This is a genomic window from Azospirillum sp. Marseille-Q6669 (assembly GCF_965111635.1).
Window position 1 is genome coordinate 1,415,137 of sequence record NZ_CBCOOP010000001.1, and the last position, 18,854, is coordinate 1,433,990.

Below are 18,854 nucleotides of genomic sequence, written 5' to 3' on the forward strand. Positions count from 1 at the left end.
CAGATCGGCAGTGTCGTGCAGATCGATGGAAACGCCATCCCGCCTCATCGCACAGGGATCAGGGCACGGCCTGAAGCCACTCGGCCAGCATCTTTTGCCCGGCCTCGCGCAATTCCGGGCCGATCCGAGCCGCTTGACCGCGCAGCACGCGCGGGTCGATGCCAGCCCCGGCCAGTTCGGCGGCATGGCCCGTCAGCCATCGCTCGATGCCGACGGCCACATCGACCTCCGGATGGAATTGCAGGGCCAGCGTGTGGCAGCCAACCGAAAACCCCTGGGTTGCGCAGAGCGGCGTCGACGCCAAGCTCTCCACCCCGTCGGGGATCTGGAAGGCGTCCCCGTGCCAGTGAAGCACCGGAACGCCCTCCAAATGTCGAAGCGGCCCGTCCCGACCGGCATCGGTCAGCGTGAGCGGCCCGAATCCGATTTCCTTGTGGCCCATGGGGCGCACCGCCGCGCCGAGCGCCTTGGCGATCTGCTGCGCCCCGAGGCAGATGCCGAGCGTCGGACGCCCCGCGGCCAGCCTTGCCGCCAGGAGCGAGGATTCCTCGGCGAGATAGGGATAGGCGGCGCTTTCATAGACCCCGACGGGACCGCCGAGGACGATCAGCAAATCCGGCTCCAGCGGATCGAGCGTCGCGAACGGCGCCGCGTCGAGATCATGATAGCGGACCGAATAGCCGGCATCCGACAGCACCGCGCCGAAGATGCCTAGGTCTTCAAAATGGACGTGCCGGATCGCCAGTGCCGTTTTGTGCATGGGTCGCCTCCCGCTCCCGCGCCGGGAACGTCGTGGATTGGTCGGCTCTCGAATATCAGACGAATGGTTCGCTGCGCCCAGCCATTTCCCCGCAATGGTCCAGACCAATTCTCCTTGTCCCCGAGGCCCGCCGAATTTACGGCGTCGTCGCCGTGCGAAGCGCCTTCTCCAGCTTTCTGACCGCGGTCTCGATTTCGAACGGCGTGTAAGCCGCGAAGCCCATCAGGAATCCGGCCCTGCCGTCACCGGCGGCGTGCAGCGCCGACAGGCCGAGCAGTTCGATCCCGGCCCGCCGCGCCGCGTCGACGGCGGCGCGTTCCGTAAGGTCGCCGGTCAGCAGGCAGGGCATCTGCAGCCCGCCGATGGGAACCTGCGGCTCGACGAAATCCGACAGGTGTTTGGCGACGAGGCCCGCCAGCGCGTCGAGGCGCTCGGCGTAGACGCCGCGCATGGTCCGGACATGCGCCCCGAAATGCCCGCCCTCCATGAAGCGGGCCAGCGTGAGCTGGGCCATCGGCGCCGTGTGCCCGTCCAGCAAGGTGCGCGCGACGGTCATCGGCTTCACGAGCTGGGGCGGCAGCACGGCGTAGCCGATCCGCAGCCCGGGAAAGAGCGATTTGGTGAAGGTGCCGATGTAGATGGTGCGGCCATGGGGATCGAGCCCCTGCACGCAGGCGGTGGGCTTGCCCGCGTAGCGGAACTCGCTGTCGTAGTCGTCCTCGATGATCCAGGCCCGATGCCGGGCCGCCCACTCGATCAGGGCCAGACGGCGGTCCAGCGCCAGCGTCGCGCCGGTCGGGAACTGGTGGGACGGCGTCAGGAACACCGCCTTCGCCCGCTGCGGCTCGGCCAGGATGTGATCGACGACGATGCCCTGCCGATCGACGCGGACCGGAACGCAGTCCAACCCCGCCGCCTCGAACGCCTTGCGCGCGCCGTAATAGGCCGGGTCCTCCAGAAAGATCCCGTCGCCGGGGTCGAACAGCAGGGTCGCACAGAGCGACATCGCCTGTTGCGAACTGGTCAGCACCAGAACGCGGTCGGCGGTGGCGCGCGCGCCGCGTTCGAGGTTGACATAATCGGCGATGGTACGGCGAAGCGGCTCGGTCCCCTGCGGATCACCGTGAAACAGGCTTTGCGTGCCGACCTCCTTGCGCACCTGCCGTTCCAGACGCTCCCAGAGCGCGAGCGGAAAGGTCCGGGTTTCCGGAACGCCGTGGGCGAAGGGCCGCGGCGCCGGCATCTCGCGCACGCCGCCGCCCTCGAACACGGCGGCGCCGCGCCGGCTGAGAGCCGGCGCCGGGTCGCTCGGGAGCGTGTCGCCCCGGGACCGGCGGCGGCCGGGGGTGAACTCGGTGATCTCCGCGACGAAGCTGCCGCTGCCGACGCGCCGGTCGATGAAGCCTTCGGCGTGAAGCTGGGCGTAGGCCGCCTCGATCGTGTCGCGCGACACCCCCAGCGAGGCGGCGAGCGCGCGCGAGGCGGGCAGCGGCTTGCCCGGCCCAAGCGCGCCGTCGACGATGAGCTGTCGGACGGCCCGCTGAATCCGCGCGTGGAGCGGCATCGCCGCGTGGGCGGGGTTGGCGATCCACGCCTTCACGGACTCAAGCTGGGAGTGTCGGAACAAATGGTCTGGCCTTCTTCGATAAAGCGGATGGGCACATCAGGCCATTGGTCGGCTAGTTGTCAAGGCCGCTCATCGCCCTTACGGCTCGAACCGTCCGGAGGTCCCGCGCAACCATGCCACCCAATTCCGCTCCCATTCGCCTCAACGACCTCACCCACCCCGTCGTGGCGGGCCTGATCTCCGTCATCGTCAATTACGGCGGCACCTTCATCCTGGTCTTCCAGGCGGCGAAGGTCGCGGGCCTCAGCCCCGACCTCACCGCCTCCTGGGTCTGGTCGGTCTCCATCGGCGTCGGGCTGACCGGGCTGTTCCTGAGCTGGCGCCATCGCGAGCCGATCATCACCGCCTGGTCCACCCCGGCCGCGGCATTCCTCGTCACCGCGCTGGCGACGACGCCCTACGCCGAGGCGGTCGGCGCCTACATGATCTCGGCGGCGGCCTTCGTCGCGCTCGGCCTGTCGGGCTGCTTCGAGAAGGTCATCCGGCTGATCCCGCCCGGCATCGCCTCGGGCCTTCTTGCCGGCATCCTGCTTCCCTTCGGCATCGGGGCGTTCGGCGGGGCCAGCGTCGATCCGCTGCTGGTCGGCCTGCTGATCGTCGCCTATGTCGCGCTGAAGCGGTTCTCCGCCCGCTACGCCGTGGTCGGCATCCTCGTCTTCGGGCTGGCCTTCCTGCTGACGCAGGGCCGCGTCGATCTGTCGGGGCTGTCGCTGGAGTTCGCCGCCCCGGTCTTCACCGCGCCGGAATTCTCGTTGAACGCCTTGCTGTCGGTCGCTCTGCCGCTGTTCCTGATCACGCTGTCCGGCCAGTACATGCCGGGGATGCTGGTCCTGCGGAACGACGGCTTCAAGACGAGCGCCAACCCCATCGTGACCGTGACCGGCCTCGGCTCGCTGCTCATGTCCCCGTTCGGTTCCCACGCCTTCAACATCGCCGCCATCACCGCCGCCATCGCCACCGGCAAGGAGGCGCACGAGGACCCGTCCAAGCGCTGGATCGCCGGGATCGCCGCGGGCGTCTTCTACGTGCTCGTCGGCGTGTTCGGGGTGACGCTGGCCGCCGTCTTCATGGCCTTCCCCGCGACCTTCATCCCCGCGCTCGCCGGTCTGGCGCTGCTCGGGACCATCGGCGGCAGTCTGGCCGGGGCGATGGCCGACCCGGCGTCCCGCGAGGCGGCGCTGATCACCTTCCTGGCGTCCGCCGCGAACATCAAGCTGCTCGGCATCGGCGGTGCGTTCTGGGGACTGCTGATCGGCCTCGTCGCCCATCTCGTCCTCAACGGGCGCCTGCGCCTGCCGCGCCGCAGCCTGACGGTAAGAAAAGGGGCGGTGACCGAGGGGGCGGCCCCGTAATCGCCCTATCGACTATCCCCGGGACGACCGCGCGATCCCGGGGATGGTTGCGACCGTTTCCACCAGGAACTCCACCAGCAGCCGGACCCGCGCGATGCCGGCCCGTTCCGGCACGATCAACAGGTTGAGCGGCACGGCGGGCGGCGCGTGGTCCGGCAGGAGAACCTCCAGGCGGCCGTCGGCGAGCAGGTCGTCCACCAGCCAGACATGGGCCGGGCCGATGCCGCGCCCGGCGAGGTAGGCCTCGCGCGCGGCCAACCCATGATCGACCCGCAGCCGTCCCCCGAGGGAAACGGCGTGGAGGGCGCCGTCCGGCCCTTCGAGCGTCAGCCGGTCGCTTCCCGCGATGTTCGACATGCGAACGCCCTCGAACCCCGCGAGGTCGGCCGGCGTCACCGGCCGGCCGTGCCGCTCCAGACAGGCCGGCGACCCGACGAGGACGCGCCGGCTCAGCCCGAGCGCCCGCCGCTTCAGGGAGCTGTCGGTGAGCGGGCCGAGGCGGATGGCGATGTCAACGCCGTCACGCACGAGGTCGATGCGCTCGTCGGTCAGGCCGAGATCGACGGCGATGTCCGGATGGCGGTCCTGGAAGGCGAAGACCAGCCGGCTGATGTGCCGGACGCCGAGCGCTGCCGTGCAGGACACCCGCACCGTCCCGGCCGAGGCGCGGCCAGTGTCGCGTGCCTCGTCGCCCGCCTGTTCGACGAGGCGCAGGATCTGGACGGTGTTGGCATAGTAGCGCTCGCCCTCCACGGTCAGCGCGACACGCCGGGTGGTGCGGCTGAACAGGGCGACACCCAGCGCCTCTTCCAGTTCGCGGATGTGCCGGGTGACGCTCGATTGCCCGATGGCCATCTCGCGCGCCACCGCCGACAGGCTCCCCCGTTCGGCGACGCGGACGAAGGTCCGCATGCGGTCCAGCGTGACGTTGGCGGCTGTGGCGAGCGATTGATCCATTTTACGGCAGAGTTCTATTCATTCACCTAATCTACCGGATCAATCGCCGCGCGCATAGCTTGGAGCGCACGTGCTTCAAGCGAACAGGTGCCTGTGATGAACGTGCTGATCGTCTTCGCCCATCCCGATCCCCGCTCCCTCAACGCCGCCCTGCGCGATGCCGCCGTCGCGGAGCTGGAGGCGCAGGGCCATACGGTGCGGGACTCCGACCTCTACGCCATGAACTGGAAGGCCACGGTGGACCACGCCGACTTCCCCAGCCTCGGCGAGAGGGAGCGCCTGAAGGTGGCCGCCGCCTCCGGCGCCGCCTTCGCCGCCGACGCGCTGACCGACGATGTGAAGGCCGAGCAGGAGAAGCTGCTGTGGGCCGACGCGCTGATCCTGCAATTCCCGCTCTGGTGGTTCACCATGCCGGCGATCCTCAAGGGCTGGGTCGACCGTGTCTACGCCTACGGCCTCGCCTATGGCGTCGGCGAGCACAGCGACCGCCGCTGGGGCGACCGCTACGGCGAGGGCCGCTTCGCCGGCAAGCGCGCTATGCTGGTGGTGACGACGGGCGGCTGGGCCGAGCATTACGCGCCGCGCGGCATCAACGGCCCGATCGACGACCTGCTGTTCCCGATCAACCACGGCATCCTGCATTACCCCGGCTACGACGTGCTGCCGCCCTTCGTCGCCTACCGGGTGGACCGCTTCGACGAGGCCGGCTTCGCGCAGGCGGCGGAGCAATTGCGGGAGCGGATGCAGACGCTGGAGACGACGCCGCCGATCCCCTTCCGCCGCCAGAACGGCGGCGACTATGCGATCCCCAGCCTCGAACTCCGCCCGGGACTGGAAGCCCCTGGCGCGTCGGGCTTCGCCCTGCACCGTACCGCTTAGGCGCGCTACAGCCGGATCAGGACGACGCCGAGGATCAGGGAGGCGGCGCCGGCCAGCCGGGTCGGGCTGATCGGCTGCTGCGGCAGCCCGAGCAGGCCGACATGGTCGAAGGCGAGCGAGCCGAGCATCTGGCCGACCACGATCAGCGCCAGCACCGTCGCCGCCCCCAGGCGGGGCACCATCAAGATGGCCGTCCCGATGAACAGCGCCCCGAACAGCCCGCCGGTCCAGGTGACCCATGACCCCACCCCGCTCACTGCTTCGGCAAGGCGGGGGCCGGGTGCGAAGAGCGCGACCGCCAGCATCGCCAGCATGCCGACGACATAGCTGACGAAGCCCGCCCACCAGGGCGAGCCGAGGTCGGCCCTGAGGTTGGCGTTGAGGACCTGTTGCAACGCGACGCTGACCCCGGCGCCGACCACCAGGAGGTACGAGACGGCGGACACTGCGATGGACATGCCATGCTCCCAAGATTGCCTATGGGCGCGCCGCCGGACCGTGTCCGTGCGGCGCTCTCCGGCGGATGGGTAGCAGGCGGAGCGGCGGCGGTCTGGTACGGATGTGACCTACCCGGCCCGGTAGCGGCCCGGCGTCACGCCGAAGGCGCGGCGGAAGCAACGGCCGAAATGGCTCTGGTCGGCAAAGCCGGTGTCCGCCGCGACCGCCGCGATGGACTCCCCGGCGCGGAGCAGACCCCGCGCCTCGTTCAGCCGCTCCTGAAGCCCGAAAGCGTGGGGCGGGACGCCGTGGTGCTTGCGGAACCGGCGGGTGTAGCCCTCGCGGCTCATCCCGGCGCGGCGGGCCGCCTCGCCGACGCTGTCCCACGCTTCGCTCCCCGCAAACATGGATACGGGCTCCACCCCGGTCCCGATGCAGCGGCGATGATCCTCGGCGATCAGCGTCAGGTCCGCCCAGCCCAACCCGCCCATCCTCCGCCAGTGCCGGGCCAGCCCGGCGACCATATCCGGCGCGGCGTACAGGCCGGGCGGTGTGTAGAGGTTGATGCAGACGACCTCGTCCGCCCCGCACAGCGAGCGATGCGGCGTTCCCGCCGGGATGTGCACACCCTCGCCGGGACCGGCCTCGCGCAGGTCGCCCGCGATGACGAAGCGCCGCCGCCCCGCCAGAACGAAGGTCAGCTGATCCTCGCGATGGAAATGCACCGGCAGGGCCACGTCGAGCCCGCGCACCGTCCCCAGCTCGACAATGCCGCCGCCGCTGCCACTGCCGGTGGGGCGCCAATAGTCCCAAACCTGCGGCGGACGCCCCATGGCGGCGATCCTTCCCATGACATCGTTTCCGGATTGCGATTTTCGCATGGCGCCGATCAGGACTCCATTGCACCGCGCATCCTGTGGCATAAGAGCCCCCGCCACGCCATGGGAACAACGCCGCAGGAACGCAGCCGCACATGATCCGCTTCGACAACATCAGCAAGCAGAATGGTCACCGAATCCTCTTCCTCGAAGCATCGGCGGCGTTGAACCGGGGCGAAAAGATCGGTCTGGTCGGTCCCAACGGGGCGGGCAAGACGACGCTGTTCCGCATGATCACCGGTGAGGATTTGCCGGACACCGGTCAGGTGGCGATCGAGAAGCAGGCGACCATCGGCTACTTCAACCAGGACGTCGGCGAAATGTCCGGCCGCTCCGCCGTCGCCGAGGTGATGGACGGCGCCGGCCCGGTCAGCACCGTCGCCGCGGAGCTGGCTGAGCTGGAGGCCGCCATGGCCGACCCCGACCGCGCCGACGAGATGGACGCCATCATCGAGCGCTACGGCGAGGTCCAGGCCCGCTTCGACGAGCTGGGCGGCTATGAGCTGGAGGGCAAGGCGCGCGAGGTGCTGGCCGGCCTCAGCTTCAGCCAGGAGATGATGGACATGGACGTCGGCATGCTGTCCGGCGGCTGGAAGATGCGCGTGGCGCTGGCCCGCATCCTGCTGATGCGGCCCGAGGTCATGCTGCTCGACGAGCCCAGCAACCATCTGGACATCGAAAGCCTGATCTGGCTGGAAGGCTTCCTGAAGGGCTTCGAGGGTGCCCTGCTGATGACCTCGCACGACCGCGAGTTCATGAACCGCATCGTCAACAAGATCATTGAGATCGACAGCGGGTCGCTGACCAGCTACTCCGGCGACTACGGCTTCTACGAGCGCCAGCGGGCGCTGCGCGAGAAGCAGCAGGAGGCGCAGTTCGAACGCCAGCAGGCCATGCTGGCCAAGGAGCTGAAGTTCATCGAGCGCTTCAAGGCCCGCGCCTCGCACGCCAGCCAAGTGCAGAGCCGGGTGAAGAAGCTCGACAAGATCGAGCGGTTCGAGCCGCCGAAGCGCCGCCAGATCGTGACCTTCGACTTCCCGCCGGCCCCGCGCTCCGGCGACGACGTCGCGGTGCTGAAGAACGTGCACAAGGGCTACGGCAGCCGGACCATCTACGAGGGGCTGGACCTGACGATCCGCCGCAAGGAACGCTGGTGCGTCATGGGCGTCAACGGCGCCGGCAAATCGACGCTGCTGAAGCTGGTGGCGGGTGCCACCGAGCCGGACAGCGGCACCGTCGCGGTCGGCGGCAGCGTGCGCATGGGCTATTTCTCCCAGCACGCCATGGACCTGCTCGACGGCGACAAGACCATCTTCGAATCGCTGGAGGCCTCCTTCCCGCAGGCGAGCCAGGGGTCGCTGCGCGCGCTGGCCGGTTGCTTCGGCTTCTCCGGCGACGATGTGGAGAAGAAGTGCCGCGTCCTGTCCGGCGGCGAGAAGGCCCGGATGGTCATGGCGACCATGCTGTTCAACCCGCCCAACTTCCTGGTGCTGGACGAGCCGACCAACCACCTCGACCTCGACACCAAGCAGATGCTGATCTCGGCGCTGGGCGCCTATGAGGGCACCATGCTGTTCGTCTCGCACGACCGGCATTTCCTTGCCGCCCTGTCGAACCGGGTGCTGGAACTGACGCCGGAGGGCATCCACCAGTATGGCGGCGGCTACACCGAGTATGTGGCGAGCACCGGGCAGGAGGCGCCGGGCATCCACTGACGCCGGCCGGCCGGGGCGGGAACGCGTGCGCCGCAACAAGCGGCTTGCGCGGCCTGCCCCCTCCATGGAAACTCGTTCCCGTGTCGTTCGGGCTGAGTTGCGCAACCTTGGAGACTTTGGAATGGCTGGGTACGACAACGCCGACGGCCCCGCGGGGCTGGTCATCCGCCTGATCGACAGCGCGGTGAAGGCCCTGAACGAGATGTCCGATGCCGCGGGCGAGATCGCGCCGGACGTCGGCAATCTGACGGACACGCTGGTGGCCGCCCAGCGCATCGCCGACCGCGCGTCGCAGGATCTGCAACGCCTGTCCCAGAAAGTGGCGGCCCAGTAACGGCCGAAACGGTGCGGCGCCGTGAAGCGCCGCACCGGCCTTCCCTTCCCTACCGGCGCTGACCAGCGGTGAAGGTGAAGTTGTCAAAGCTGTTCTCGGCGACGCGGAACCACAGGAATTCCTCGTCGCGGAACTTCTTCCACGGCTCGTAGATCTTGGCGAACTTCGGATTGTTCTTGGCCGTCTCGTCGTACAGCTCGTAGGCCGCCTTGTAGCAGGCCTCCATCACCTCGCGCGGGAAGGGACGGAGCTGGGCGCCGCCGGCCACCAGACGCTTCAGGGCGGCGGGGTTGTCGGCGTCGTACTTGGCGTTCATGATCGCCAGCGCCTCGAAGCAGGCCGCTTCCAGAGCCGCCTGATAGGGCTTCGGCAGCTCTTCCCACTTCTGCTGGTTGACCAGCAGCGACACGTTCAAGCCGCCTTCCCACCAACCGGGGTAATAGTAGTACTTGGCGACCTTGTTGAAGCCGAGCTTCTCGTCGTCGTAGGGGCCGATCCACTCGGCGGCGTCGATGGTGCCCTTTTCGAGCGACGGGTAGATGTCGCCGCCGGCGATCTGCTGCGGAACGACGCCCAGCTTGGTCAGCACCTGACCGGCGAAGCCGCCGATGCGGAACTTCAGACCGCTGAGGTCCTGGACCGTCTTGATCTCCTTGCGGAACCAGCCGCCCATCTGGGTGCCGGTGTTGCCCGCCGGGAAGTTGACGACGTTGTAGCCCTTGAAGAAGTCGCGCAGCAGCTCCATGCCGCCGCCCTGGAGAATCCAGGCGTTCTGCTGGCGGGCGTTCAGGCCGAACGGGACCGTCGAATCGAAAGTGAAGGTCGGGTCCTTGCCGACATAGTAATAGCTGGCGGTGTGGCCGCACTCGACCGTGCCGTTCTGCACGGCGTCGAGCACCTGGAGGCCGGGGACGATCTCACCGGCGGCAAAGGGGCGGATCGTGAACTTGTTGTCGGTGATGGCGGCGACGCGGCGCGAAATCACGTCGGCGGCGCCGTAAATGGTGTCCAGGCTCTTCGGGAAGCTGGACGCGAGACGCCAATGCACCTCAGGCGTGCTCTGCGCGATGGCCGGAGCCGCCAGGGTGCTGGCCGCGACGCCGACACCGGCGCTGGCAAGGAACGAACGGCGTTTCATACGGGAAGTCCCCTCCTGTTCTTTTGTTCAGGAACGAACCTATCAGCGTCCTCCGAACCCTCGCAAAAGGTTAGCCGTGCAATGGGCGAATAGCTTCCCCGACGAAATATTTCGTGACAAACGGTTTGCGGTTGAAACCAACGGTTACAGCACCGCCAATTGGTGGTCGCGGAACCGCCCATAGGTGTAATGGGCGGCACAGCCCCCCTCCGCCGACACCATGCAGGAGCCCATCGGGTTCTCCGGCGTGCAGACGGTGCCGAACAACTTGCAATCGCTGGGTTTCTTAACCCCGCGCAGAATGTCGCCACACTCGCAGCCCTTGTGGTCGGGCACCGCGCGGCCCGGCACGGCGAAGCGCCGCTCCGCGTCGAAGGCGGCGAACGCCTCTTTCAACCGCAGGCCGCTGTCAGGAAGCGAGCCGAGGCCCCGCCATTCGAAACCGGAGCGCACGTCGAAGGTGTCGGCGACAAGCCGCTGGGCCTTCCGGTTGCCGTCCGGGGTCACCGCGCGGGTGAACTGGTTCTCCACCACCGCCCGCCCGTCGTTCGCCTGACGGATCAGCATCAGGATGGCCTGGAGCACGTCCAGCGGCTCGAACCCGGCGATCACCACCGGCTTGCCGTAAGCCTCCGCCACGAACTCGTAGGGGCGGCTGCCGATGACCACGGAGACGTGCGCCGGCCCGACGATGCCGTCGAGTGGCAGCGTGCCCATCTCCTGCACCTCCGGGCTGTCCATGATGCCCCGGATGGCCGCGGGGGTCAGGACGTGGTTGCAGAAGACGCTGAAATTCCGGAGGCCCTTGGCTTGTGCCGCATGAACGGCCACCGCGGTCGGCGGTGTGGTCGTCTCGAAGCCGATGGCCAGGAAGACCACCTCGCGGTCCGGATTCTCCTCGGCGATGCGCAGAGCGTCCATGGTGGACAGCACCATGCGCACATCCGCCCCCTCGGCCTTCGCCTTCAGCAGGCTGATCCGCCCCGATCCCGGCACGCGCAGCACGTCGCCGTAGGTGCATAGGATCACGCCGGGCTGGCGCGCGATGGCGATGGCGTCGTCGATCCGCCCCACCGGCAGAACGCAGACCGGACAGCCCGGCCCGTGGATCATCCGCACATTGTCCGGCAGCAGGTCGGGGATGCCGTAGCGGGACACCGCGTGGGTGTGGCCGCCGCAGAACTCCATCAGGTGATAGGCGCGCCCGGTCGCCGCCTCCCGCGCGATGGCGGCGGCGATGCCGCGGGCCAGCGCCGCGTCCCGGAATTCATCGACGTACTTCATCGCTCCAGCCCCTTCCGCCTGCCGTCACGGCATATGGACGGTGGCGGCGAGCGCTGGCGTTGATGCGGATCAAGAATGGGGCGCGGCGCGGCGGCATCACGACCGCCGCGCCGCGAACGCCCTTACTTCGAGGCGCCCATCACGGGCAGCGACAGCTCCGGCCCCCGCCCCGAATCCTCGATGGCGATGGCGGAGGAGCCGGGGGAGCCCAGCGCCACGCTGACGGGGCGCCCGTTGTTGTGGTTCTTCCACATCTCGTAGAGCGCCAGCGCCGCGTAGATCTTGGCTTCGCGGCTGGTGTTGTAGAGCCATTCCTGGGTCGGGATGACGCGCAACGCGCCGTTGCCCGACTGCTCCACCCGCTCCGCGAAGCGGTAGCCGAGCTGGTTGTTGATGCCGGCCAGCAGCCCGTCGAAGCCCGAGGATATGCGCCCGAACCCGGCGTCCGACGCCGCGGAGGACGCGCCGCCCAGCGTGCTCGGCGTCTGCCGCTTCACGAGGTCGCCGAAGACCCAGCCCTCCTCACCGGTGCGCATCGAGCGCACGCCGATCCAGTTGCCCTCCTGCTTCAGCTCGATCACCTCGTCGCCGCGGGTGACCGTGGAGCGGACCGAGGCGTTGTCGGACGGGGCCGCGCGCAGGTTCACCTTTTCACCGGTCACCGTGTGAATGTCGCCGGAGGCCGCCGCCGCGGGCAGGGCCAACGCCAACGCCACGCCGAGGCCGGCCAGGGTTCCGAGAAAAGTCTTCGTCATCCGAGACATGTGCATTCTCCCGCAGAACGCGCGCATTGCGCGCCGTTTCCCCTACAACAGGCAAAGGCGGGGTATGCTCCATGGGCAGAGGATGGGCGGGCGGAACTACTCGAAAGACACACGCAGGGGGCTGTTGCCGGCGGGCCAGACGCCGCGGTCCACGGCGCGTGCGCCCTCGAAGACCAGCCAGCTCTGCCGGCCGTAATGAGGCAACGGGCGCAACAGCGCCTGGAGCGCCGCCGCGTCGTCCGCGGCCACCGCCAGCAGCGGGCGACTCTGCGGGGTTCTTGCGGTCCACACCCGCGCCGTGCCGCGCCCCTTGAGGCTGTCCGGCAGCGGCGGCAGGCCGAGCCGGGCCAGCAGCCGGTCGACCTCCCCCGCCGTCCCGATCACGGCGAGCGGGGCGGCGGGATCGGAACGCTCAGCGGCGGCAATGCGCGGTTTGCCATCGGCCAGACGCTCGGCCAGCGCACGGGCGGCCTCGGCGGCCGGGCCGTCAGCGGCGGCGATGACGGTGGTGGCCGCGTGGTCCAGCGTCACGTCGTGCAGGGTCGGCGGTGCCTCCCCCGGCGCCAGACGGCGGAACAGGCCGAAGCCGGGATCGACCGCGAGCGCCCGCGGCTCGGCGGCGGTCGGGATCGTCACGGTGGCCGCGCGCCCGTCGAAGCGGACCTCGTGGCGCTCCGTCCCCGCCGCGGTTCGCACCTCCACTGGCACGGTCAGGCCATAGGCCGGCTCGCCCTGGCGCAGGGTCAGCGCCACCCCGTCGCCGTCGGCACTCGCTTCCACCAGTTCCAGCGCCGGCGCCCCCACGCGGGTCAGCCATTGTTCGAAGAAGGAACCGAGGTCCCGCCCCGACGACGACGCGAGGGCCCGGCGCAAATCGTCCCACCCCGCGTCCTGAAAGCGCTTCTCCTCCCAGAAGCGGCGGATTCCCGCGTCGAAGGCCTCCGCCCCGATCTCGGCGCGCAGCATGTGGAACAGCATCGCCGCCTTGCCGTAGCCGACGATCTGGGCGGCGTCGTGGACCTTGGCGCGGAAATCGGTCAGGGCGGAGTCACGCTCCGCCGGAAGGGCGGCGTAGTCGCGCAGCCAGTCCAGCCGCATCGCTCGCGCTGCGTCCTCCCCGCGCGCCTCCGCCGCCGCGTAGTCGGCCATGAAGGTGGTCAGCCCTTCCGACCAGTTGCCGGGCCATTTGCCGTCCCCGCCGACACGCACCCCGTTGCCCCACCAGTTGTGCAGGATCTCGTGGGGCAGCGACTGGGCGCGGATGAAGGGCAGCGGCATCACCTGCCGCCCGATGTAGGTCAGGCCGGGGAAGCCCAGCCCCACGGGCAGCGGCGCCGACAGGATGGCGAAACCGGCGAAGGGGTAGGCGCCGATCCGCGCCGCCTGCGCGTCGATGGTCTGGGCGCTGAGGTCCAGATACTCGTCGGCCAGCGGGGCCTGCTCCGGATGGAAGTAGGTACGGAGACGAAGACCATTGTGCATCCGTTCCGTCACCTGCCACGCCCCGGCGAAGAGCGACGGCTCCTCGACGCTGCGCTCCTCGGCGAAGATCGCGGTGTAGACGGCACCATCGTGCGTCTCCTCGACCAAACGGCCGGTCGCCACCGCGACGAAGGGCGCCGGCACGCGCACCGACAGGCGCCAGGAAGGCGGCTCCGCCGCGCCGCTTTCAGGAGTCGGAATCCAGCCGGTCCCGGCGGGCAGATAGGCGCCCTCCGCCCCACCACCTCCGCCCCGCGACTCCGGCGTCAGGGGCGGCAGGGTCCCGGCGTAGCGCAGGCGAAGCTCGCCGCCGCCCTCCGGAACGGTGACCGGCAGGGCGTTGCCGCGCACCGCCACCGGCTTGCCGTCGAGCCGGGCCTCGCCGACCGCGAGCCCGGGCGCCAGCCCCAGCCGGTGCGTCCCGGCGGGCAGGCGCAGCCGGTCCTCCACCTCAAGCCGCCGCGCGGCGGGGTCCAGCGTGACGGTCAGGTCATGGTGCAGGCCGGCAGCCCAGCCGGGCACGGCGGCGAGGATGCCGCAAAGGGCGAGGAGGAGGGTGCGCATGGCCCTGCAATATAATCCTTGGGCTGCGCCGCGCCAGCGGAGGCACGCCAAGCCCTCAATGATCGCGCTCCGCCCCATGGCAGCATTCCCCGCCCTCTTCCAGATCGCGCAGGATCGGGCAATCCGGCCGCTCGTCGCCGTGGCAGGCGTGGGCCAGATGCTTGAGCGTGTCGCTCATCGCGCGCAGCTCGGCGATCTTGGCCTCCAGCTCCGCCACATGATCGAGCGCCACGCGCTTCACCTCGGCGCTGGAGCGGCTGCGGTCCTGCCACAGCCCGACCAGGATCTGGATGCGCTCGATGCTGAAGCCCAGCGTCCGCGCCCGCTTGACGAAGCGCAGGATGTTCACGTCGCTGGACGAATAGACGCGGTAGCCCGCCGCCGTCCGCCCGGCCTCCGGGATCAGGCCGATGGATTCGTAGTAGCGGATCAGCTTGGCGTTGATGCCGGACGCCTTCGCCGCATCCCCGATGGTCATGCCGCCGACGCTCATGGCTTCCACCCCCGCAGCGACAGGGCGTTCAGGACGACGCTGACCGAACTCAGCGCCATCGCCGCCCCGGCCAGCACCGGGCTGAGCAGGCCCGAGGCCGCCAGCGGGATGCCCACCAGATTGTAGATGAAGGCCCAGAACAGCCCCTGGCGGATCTTGGAATAGGTGCGGCGCGACACGTCGATGGCGCCGGCCACCAACGCCGGATCGCCGCGCATCAGCGTGACCCCGGCGGTGTGCATCGCCACGTCGGTGCCGGTCGCCATGGCGATGCCGACATCGGCGGCAGCCAGGGCGGGCGCGTCGTTGATGCCGTCGCCGACCATGCCGACGACCTTGCCCTCCGCCTTCAACGTCGCCACCACGTCGGCCTTGCCGTCCGGTAGAACCTCGGCGAAGAAACGGTCGATGCCAAGGTCGGCGGCCACCGCGCGGGCGGCCCCGGTGCCGTCGCCGGTGACCATCACCGTCTCCACCCCCTGCGCCTTCAGGGAGCGGACGGCGACGCGGGCGCTCTCCTTCACCGTGTCGCCGAACGCGACGAGGCCCAGAACGCGCCGCTCCGGCGCTGTTTCGGCCAGCCAGGACACGGTGCGCCCGGCGGCTTCCAGCGCCGCCGCCCGCGCCTCCAGGCCCGCGTCGGACAGGCCGCTTTCCGCGACCAGCCGCTTGCTGCCCAGCAGAAGGGCGCGGCCCTCCACGCTGGCCGACACGCCGCGCCCGGCCAGCGCCTTGAAGCCCTCCGGCGCAACGCCGGCCACGCCGCGCTCCGCCGCGCGATCGCGGACAGCGCGGGCCAGCGGATGCTCGCTGCCGGTCTGGAGCGCCGCGGCCAGCCGCAACAGCTCCCCCTCCTCGACGCCATCCGCGGGCACCAGATCGGTGACGCGGGGCTTGCCTTCGGTCAGCGTGCCGGTCTTGTCGAAAGCCACGGCGGTGATAGCGTGGGCGCGCTCCAGCGCCTCCGCGTCCTTGATAAGGATGCCGTGGCGGGCCGCCGCTCCGGTGCCGACCATGATTGCGGTCGGCGTGGCGAGGCCCAGCGCGCAGGGGCAGGCGATGACCAGGACCGACACCGCCGTGATGATCGCCGTTTCCACGTTCCCCGTACCGATCCACCAGCCGACCAGCGTCACCGCGGCGATGCCCAGCACCACCGGCACGAAGACCGCCGCCACCTTGTCGACCAGCCGCTGGATCGGCGCCTTGGACGCCTGCGCGCCCTCGACCATGCGGACGATCTTGGCGAGCATCGTCTCGGCGCCCACCGCCACCGTCTCGACCAGCAGCAGCCCATCCACGTTGATGGAGCCGCCGGTGACGCGGGAGCCCGGCGCCTTCTCCACCGGCAGGCTTTCGCCGGTCAGCATGGATTCGTCGACGCTGCCCGCCCCCTCCGCCACGCGCCCGTCCACCGGGATGCGCTCGCCGGGGCGGACCGCCACACGGTCGCCGACGCGCACCTGGGCGATGGGCAGTTCCACCTCAACGCCGTCGCGGCGGACGCGGGCGGTGTCGGGGCGAAGCTGCATCAGCGCGCGGATCGCCGCCGCCGTCCGGCCCTTGGCGCGGGCCTCCAGCCATTTGCCGAGCAGCACGAAGGTGATGAGCACCGCCGACGCCTCGAAATAGAGGTGCGGCGTGTGGCCCGGATGCGCCGTCAGCATCACGTAGACGCTAAGCCCCCAGGCCGCGGAGGTGCCGAGCGCGACCAGAAGATCCATGTTGCCGGTCCCGGCGCGCGCCGCCATGAAGCCGGCCCGGTAGAAACGCCAGCCCAGCCAGAACTGCACCGGGGTCGCCAGTAGAAATTGCGCCCAGGGCGGCAGCATCAGGTTCAGGCCGAGCAAATCCCCCGCCATGCCGAGAACCAGCGGCGCCGACAGAGCGGCCGCGATCAGCACATGGTGGAGGTCCCGCCGGTTGCGGTCCTGCGCCGGATCCTCCGTCGCCTCCGTAGAATCGGTGTCGGTGACAGGGGCGGCGGTGAAGCCGGTCATCTCCACCGCTTCGGCCAGCCGAACGGCGTCCACCGTCCCGGTATAGGCGGTGACGTGCGCCCGCTCCGTCGCGAGGTTCACGGCGGCGGACTCCACCCCCGGCACGCGCAGCAGCGCCTTCTCGACACGCGCGACGCAGGAGGCGCAGGTCATCCCGCCGACGGTCAGATCGAACGCCTGCCTCTGCGGCTCGAAACCGACGTTCTCGATGGCCTCCGCCACCGCCCGCGGATCGGGATCGCCCGCGAAGGCGACCCGCGCCCGCTCGGTGGCGAGATTGACCGACACGTTGGTGACACCCGGCAGGCGCGACAGCGCCTTTTCCACCCGCCCCACGCAGGAGGCGCAGGTCATGCCGGAAATGCCGATGTCAAGGTCGGTGGTGGCGGACATGATCCGTCCTTTCTTCGTCTTCAACCGGCACCCCAGATAAGGCTTCCAATGATTGGAAGGTCAAGGGCGCCGAAATCCGTTACGAGGCCGGAAGCCCTTCGGCTTCAAAGCCGGCCTTGTCCAGAGCCGTCCGCAGGGCGTCGGCGCTGGGCGCCCCGCTGACGCGGACGTCCTTCGAGTCCAGGTCGATCTGCACATCCTCGACCCCGGCGACCGCGCCGAGCGCGCGGCGGACGGAGGCGGCGCAGCCGCCGCAGGTCATGCCGGGAACCTTGAACGCAACCATGACGAACTCCTTCCCAGAGGGTGGTGTTGCCGTCAGCTTCCGCCTTCCAGCGATTGGAAGGTCAAGAGGAAATTCGCCGTCCCGATCACGGTCCCCATCACTGCCCCGATCACTGCCCCGATCACTGCCGTGGTACCGCCGGAACCAACCGCTCCGCTCGCGCATTCATGGGCCATGGACATCACCCGCCAGCGCAGCTTTCTCCACGACGAAGCGCAGTTCGCCCGCGCGCTTGCCCGGGCAGCGGCCGGGGCGATCATCTTCGCCCTGCCCCTGCTGATGACCATGGAGATGTGGGAGCTGGGCTTCTACATGGACCGCTTCCGGCTGGCCCTGTTCATCCTGGTGACCCTGCCGGTGCTGTTCGGCCTGTCCTACTTCGCCGGGTTCGAGGAGACATTCTGCTGGCAGGACGACCTGATCGACGCGCTGTCGGCCTTCGCCGTCGGCTTCCTGATGTCGGCGGTGCTGCTGACCGTCTTCGCCATCGTGCGTCTGGACCAGCCGTTGCCGGAGATCATCGGCAAGATCGCGCTCCAGTCCGTGCCGGCCAGCATCGGCGCCATGCTGGCGCGCAAGCAGCTCGGCCAGCAGGACGACAGCGACAAGGAGCGGCGCATCCGCTCCAGCTATCCGGGGGAACTGTTCCTAATGGGGGCGGGGGCGCTGTTCGTCGGCTTCAACGTCGCCCCGACCGAGGAGATGATCCTGATCTCCTACAAAATGTCGCCCTGGCACGCCGTGGCGCTGGCGGTGCTGTCGCTGGGGCTGCTGCACATCTTCGTCTACACGGTCGGCTTCGCCGGGCAGGAGAGCGCCGGGGACGACGGGTTCCTGTCCGTCTTCCTGCGCTTCTCGGTCGCCGGCTACGGCATCGCCCTGCTGATCAGCCTCTATCTGCTGTGGACCTTCGAGCGGATCGCCGGCCTGTCGATGATGGAGCTGGTGACCGCCACGGTGGTGCTGGGCTTCCCCAGCGCGCTGGGTGCCGCCACCGCCCGCCTGATCGTGTGACGGTAGGGACGCCGATGGCCGACATCCGGGAAAACAACATCACTTCGAGGGACGAGGACGGCAGCGCGTCGGTGTCGCGGCTGGCCTGGATCTCGTCGGGGCTGGGGCTCTTGCTGTTCCTGGGCTCTGTGGGGGTGCTGGGATATGAGGGCATCACCCGCGGCAACGGCCCACCGGCGATCACCGCCGTCGTGGAGGCGGTGGTTCCCGCCGGCCCGCGCTGGCTCGCCCACATCCAGGTCACCAACGACGGCGGCAAGACCGGCGCGAAGGTCCAGGTGGAGGGCCAACTGATGGCGGGCGACGAGGCTTTGGAAACGTCCGTGGCCGAGTTCGACTATGTGCCCGCCGGGTCCGAGCAGAAGGGCGGCCTGTTCTTCGACCGCGACCCACGGGCGCACACGCTGCGCCTGCGCGTTCTGGGCTATGTGGAGCCCTGAACCAAGCGGGCCTCCGCCCTGTTGTCCTGGCACCGGCAACAGAGGACACCGACCCC

At 69.5% G+C, this 18,854-nt stretch carries 18 protein-coding genes; 6 read left to right on the forward strand and 12 right to left on the reverse strand.

Features of this window, described 5'->3' with window-relative positions:
- Positions 1-58: 58 nt before the first annotated feature.
- Together ACWPXE_RS06160 and pdxR are read right to left on the reverse strand one after the other, a co-directional pair.
- On the reverse strand, positions 59-760 hold the full coding sequence (locus ACWPXE_RS06160; protein ID WP_454017093.1) for a glutamine amidotransferase: 702 nt from the start codon (positions 758-760) through the stop codon (positions 59-61).
- 136 nt (positions 761-896) lie between these two features.
- Entirely contained in the window at positions 897-2,387 is a 1,491-nt protein-coding gene (pdxR, locus tag ACWPXE_RS06165; RefSeq protein WP_454017094.1) for a MocR-like pyridoxine biosynthesis transcription factor PdxR, read from the reverse strand.
- Positions 2,388-2,500: 113 nt separating this feature from the next.
- Between pdxR and ACWPXE_RS06170 the strand changes: the two genes are divergently transcribed.
- Complete coding sequence (locus ACWPXE_RS06170) at positions 2,501-3,739, forward strand: benzoate/H(+) symporter BenE family transporter (RefSeq protein ID WP_454017095.1); 1,239 nt, start codon at positions 2,501-2,503, stop codon at positions 3,737-3,739.
- A gap of 12 nt (positions 3,740-3,751) precedes the next feature.
- On the opposite strand, the gene ACWPXE_RS06175 is transcribed toward ACWPXE_RS06170, so the two are convergent.
- Positions 3,752-4,696, reverse strand: coding sequence for a LysR family transcriptional regulator (locus ACWPXE_RS06175; RefSeq protein WP_454017096.1), 945 nt, complete (start codon positions 4,694-4,696; stop codon positions 3,752-3,754).
- A 96-nt stretch (positions 4,697-4,792) separates the two neighbouring features.
- Between ACWPXE_RS06175 and ACWPXE_RS06180 the strand changes: the two genes are divergently transcribed.
- Positions 4,793-5,575 carry an NAD(P)H-dependent oxidoreductase gene (locus ACWPXE_RS06180; protein WP_454017097.1) on the forward strand — a complete coding sequence of 261 codons (783 nt, stop codon included), beginning with the start codon at positions 4,793-4,795 and terminating at the stop codon, positions 5,573-5,575.
- A 5-nt stretch (positions 5,576-5,580) separates the two neighbouring features.
- Here the strand turns inward: ACWPXE_RS06180 and ACWPXE_RS06185 are convergent, their stop codons facing one another.
- Together ACWPXE_RS06185 and ACWPXE_RS06190 are read right to left on the reverse strand one after the other, a co-directional pair.
- A complete protein-coding gene (locus ACWPXE_RS06185; RefSeq protein WP_454017098.1) occupies positions 5,581-6,033 on the reverse strand; it encodes a DMT family transporter in 453 nt (150 codons plus the stop codon).
- A gap of 108 nt (positions 6,034-6,141) precedes the next feature.
- Complete coding sequence (locus ACWPXE_RS06190) at positions 6,142-6,864, reverse strand: helix-turn-helix domain-containing protein (RefSeq protein WP_454017099.1); 723 nt, start codon at positions 6,862-6,864, stop codon at positions 6,142-6,144.
- Between the two features lie 122 nt (positions 6,865-6,986).
- On the opposite strand from ACWPXE_RS06190, the gene ACWPXE_RS06195 reads away from it, so the two are divergent.
- Together ACWPXE_RS06195 and ACWPXE_RS06200 are read left to right on the forward strand one after the other, a co-directional pair.
- Complete coding sequence (locus tag ACWPXE_RS06195) at positions 6,987-8,606, forward strand: ABC-F family ATP-binding cassette domain-containing protein (protein ID WP_109138816.1); 1,620 nt, start codon at positions 6,987-6,989, stop codon at positions 8,604-8,606.
- Positions 8,607-8,727: 121 nt separating this feature from the next.
- Positions 8,728-8,940, forward strand: coding sequence for a hypothetical protein (locus tag ACWPXE_RS06200; RefSeq protein ID WP_237905244.1), 213 nt, complete (start codon positions 8,728-8,730; stop codon positions 8,938-8,940).
- Positions 8,941-8,989: 49 nt separating this feature from the next.
- On the opposite strand, the gene ACWPXE_RS06205 is transcribed toward ACWPXE_RS06200, so the two are convergent.
- The 7 genes from ACWPXE_RS06205 to ACWPXE_RS06235 form a co-directional block, all read right to left on the reverse strand.
- Entirely contained in the window at positions 8,990-10,078 is a 1,089-nt protein-coding gene (locus ACWPXE_RS06205; RefSeq protein WP_237905245.1) for a TRAP transporter substrate-binding protein, read from the reverse strand.
- A gap of 144 nt (positions 10,079-10,222) precedes the next feature.
- On the reverse strand, positions 10,223-11,362 hold the full coding sequence (hypD, locus tag ACWPXE_RS06210) for a hydrogenase formation protein HypD (RefSeq protein WP_454017100.1): 1,140 nt from the start codon (positions 11,360-11,362) through the stop codon (positions 10,223-10,225).
- A gap of 122 nt (positions 11,363-11,484) precedes the next feature.
- The gene (locus ACWPXE_RS06215) at positions 11,485-12,126 is read right to left on the reverse strand and encodes an SH3 domain-containing protein (protein WP_454017101.1); all 642 of its coding nucleotides are present in this window, start codon (positions 12,124-12,126) and stop codon (positions 11,485-11,487) included.
- Between the two features lie 96 nt (positions 12,127-12,222).
- Positions 12,223-14,172, reverse strand: coding sequence for a M1 family metallopeptidase (locus tag ACWPXE_RS06220; protein WP_454017102.1), 1,950 nt, complete (start codon positions 14,170-14,172; stop codon positions 12,223-12,225).
- Between the two features lie 55 nt (positions 14,173-14,227).
- On the reverse strand, positions 14,228-14,665 hold the full coding sequence (cueR, locus tag ACWPXE_RS06225; RefSeq protein ID WP_454017103.1) for a Cu(I)-responsive transcriptional regulator: 438 nt from the start codon (positions 14,663-14,665) through the stop codon (positions 14,228-14,230).
- A complete protein-coding gene (locus ACWPXE_RS06230) occupies positions 14,662-17,058 on the reverse strand; it encodes a heavy metal translocating P-type ATPase (RefSeq protein ID WP_454017104.1) in 2,397 nt (798 codons plus the stop codon). The genes cueR and ACWPXE_RS06230 overlap by 4 nt, the downstream gene beginning before the upstream one ends.
- 79 nt (positions 17,059-17,137) lie before the next feature.
- The gene (locus ACWPXE_RS06235) at positions 17,138-17,344 is read right to left on the reverse strand and encodes a heavy-metal-associated domain-containing protein (RefSeq protein WP_454017105.1); all 207 of its coding nucleotides are present in this window, start codon (positions 17,342-17,344) and stop codon (positions 17,138-17,140) included.
- Between the two features lie 174 nt (positions 17,345-17,518).
- Here ACWPXE_RS06235 and ACWPXE_RS06240 point away from each other — a divergent pair, with 174 nt between their 5' ends.
- Together ACWPXE_RS06240 and ACWPXE_RS06245 are read left to right on the forward strand one after the other, a co-directional pair.
- The gene (locus tag ACWPXE_RS06240) at positions 17,519-18,358 is read left to right on the forward strand and encodes a TIGR02587 family membrane protein (protein ID WP_454017106.1); all 840 of its coding nucleotides are present in this window, start codon (positions 17,519-17,521) and stop codon (positions 18,356-18,358) included.
- Between the two features lie 14 nt (positions 18,359-18,372).
- A complete protein-coding gene (locus tag ACWPXE_RS06245) occupies positions 18,373-18,798 on the forward strand; it encodes a hypothetical protein (RefSeq protein ID WP_454017107.1) in 426 nt (141 codons plus the stop codon).
- Positions 18,799-18,854: the final 56 nt, after the last annotated feature.

Coding starts and splice junctions, on each gene's coding strand:
- ACWPXE_RS06160 (WP_454017093.1), bottom strand. CDS start 760: ATGCACAAAACGGCACTGGCGATCCGGCACGTCCATTTTGAAGACCTA.
- ACWPXE_RS06170 (WP_454017095.1), top strand. CDS start 2,501: ATGCCACCCAATTCCGCTCCCATTCGCCTCAACGACCTCACCCACCCC.
- ACWPXE_RS06175 (WP_454017096.1), bottom strand. CDS start 4,696: ATGGATCAATCGCTCGCCACAGCCGCCAACGTCACGCTGGACCGCATG.
- ACWPXE_RS06180 (WP_454017097.1), top strand. CDS start 4,793: ATGAACGTGCTGATCGTCTTCGCCCATCCCGATCCCCGCTCCCTCAAC.
- ACWPXE_RS06185 (WP_454017098.1), bottom strand. CDS start 6,033: ATGTCCATCGCAGTGTCCGCCGTCTCGTACCTCCTGGTGGTCGGCGCC.
- ACWPXE_RS06190 (WP_454017099.1), bottom strand. CDS start 6,864: ATGGGAAGGATCGCCGCCATGGGGCGTCCGCCGCAGGTTTGGGACTAT.
- ACWPXE_RS06195 (WP_109138816.1), top strand. CDS start 6,987: ATGATCCGCTTCGACAACATCAGCAAGCAGAATGGTCACCGAATCCTC.
- ACWPXE_RS06200 (WP_237905244.1), top strand. CDS start 8,728: ATGGCTGGGTACGACAACGCCGACGGCCCCGCGGGGCTGGTCATCCGC.
- ACWPXE_RS06205 (WP_237905245.1), bottom strand. CDS start 10,078: ATGAAACGCCGTTCGTTCCTTGCCAGCGCCGGTGTCGGCGTCGCGGCC.
- hypD (WP_454017100.1), bottom strand. CDS start 11,362: ATGAAGTACGTCGATGAATTCCGGGACGCGGCGCTGGCCCGCGGCATC.
- ACWPXE_RS06215 (WP_454017101.1), bottom strand. CDS start 12,126: ATGTCTCGGATGACGAAGACTTTTCTCGGAACCCTGGCCGGCCTCGGC.
- ACWPXE_RS06220 (WP_454017102.1), bottom strand. CDS start 14,172: ATGCGCACCCTCCTCCTCGCCCTTTGCGGCATCCTCGCCGCCGTGCCC.
- cueR (WP_454017103.1), bottom strand. CDS start 14,665: ATGAGCGTCGGCGGCATGACCATCGGGGATGCGGCGAAGGCGTCCGGC.
- ACWPXE_RS06230 (WP_454017104.1), bottom strand. CDS start 17,058: ATGTCCGCCACCACCGACCTTGACATCGGCATTTCCGGCATGACCTGC.
- ACWPXE_RS06235 (WP_454017105.1), bottom strand. CDS start 17,344: ATGGTTGCGTTCAAGGTTCCCGGCATGACCTGCGGCGGCTGCGCCGCC.
- ACWPXE_RS06240 (WP_454017106.1), top strand. CDS start 17,519: ATGGACATCACCCGCCAGCGCAGCTTTCTCCACGACGAAGCGCAGTTC.
- ACWPXE_RS06245 (WP_454017107.1), top strand. CDS start 18,373: ATGGCCGACATCCGGGAAAACAACATCACTTCGAGGGACGAGGACGGC.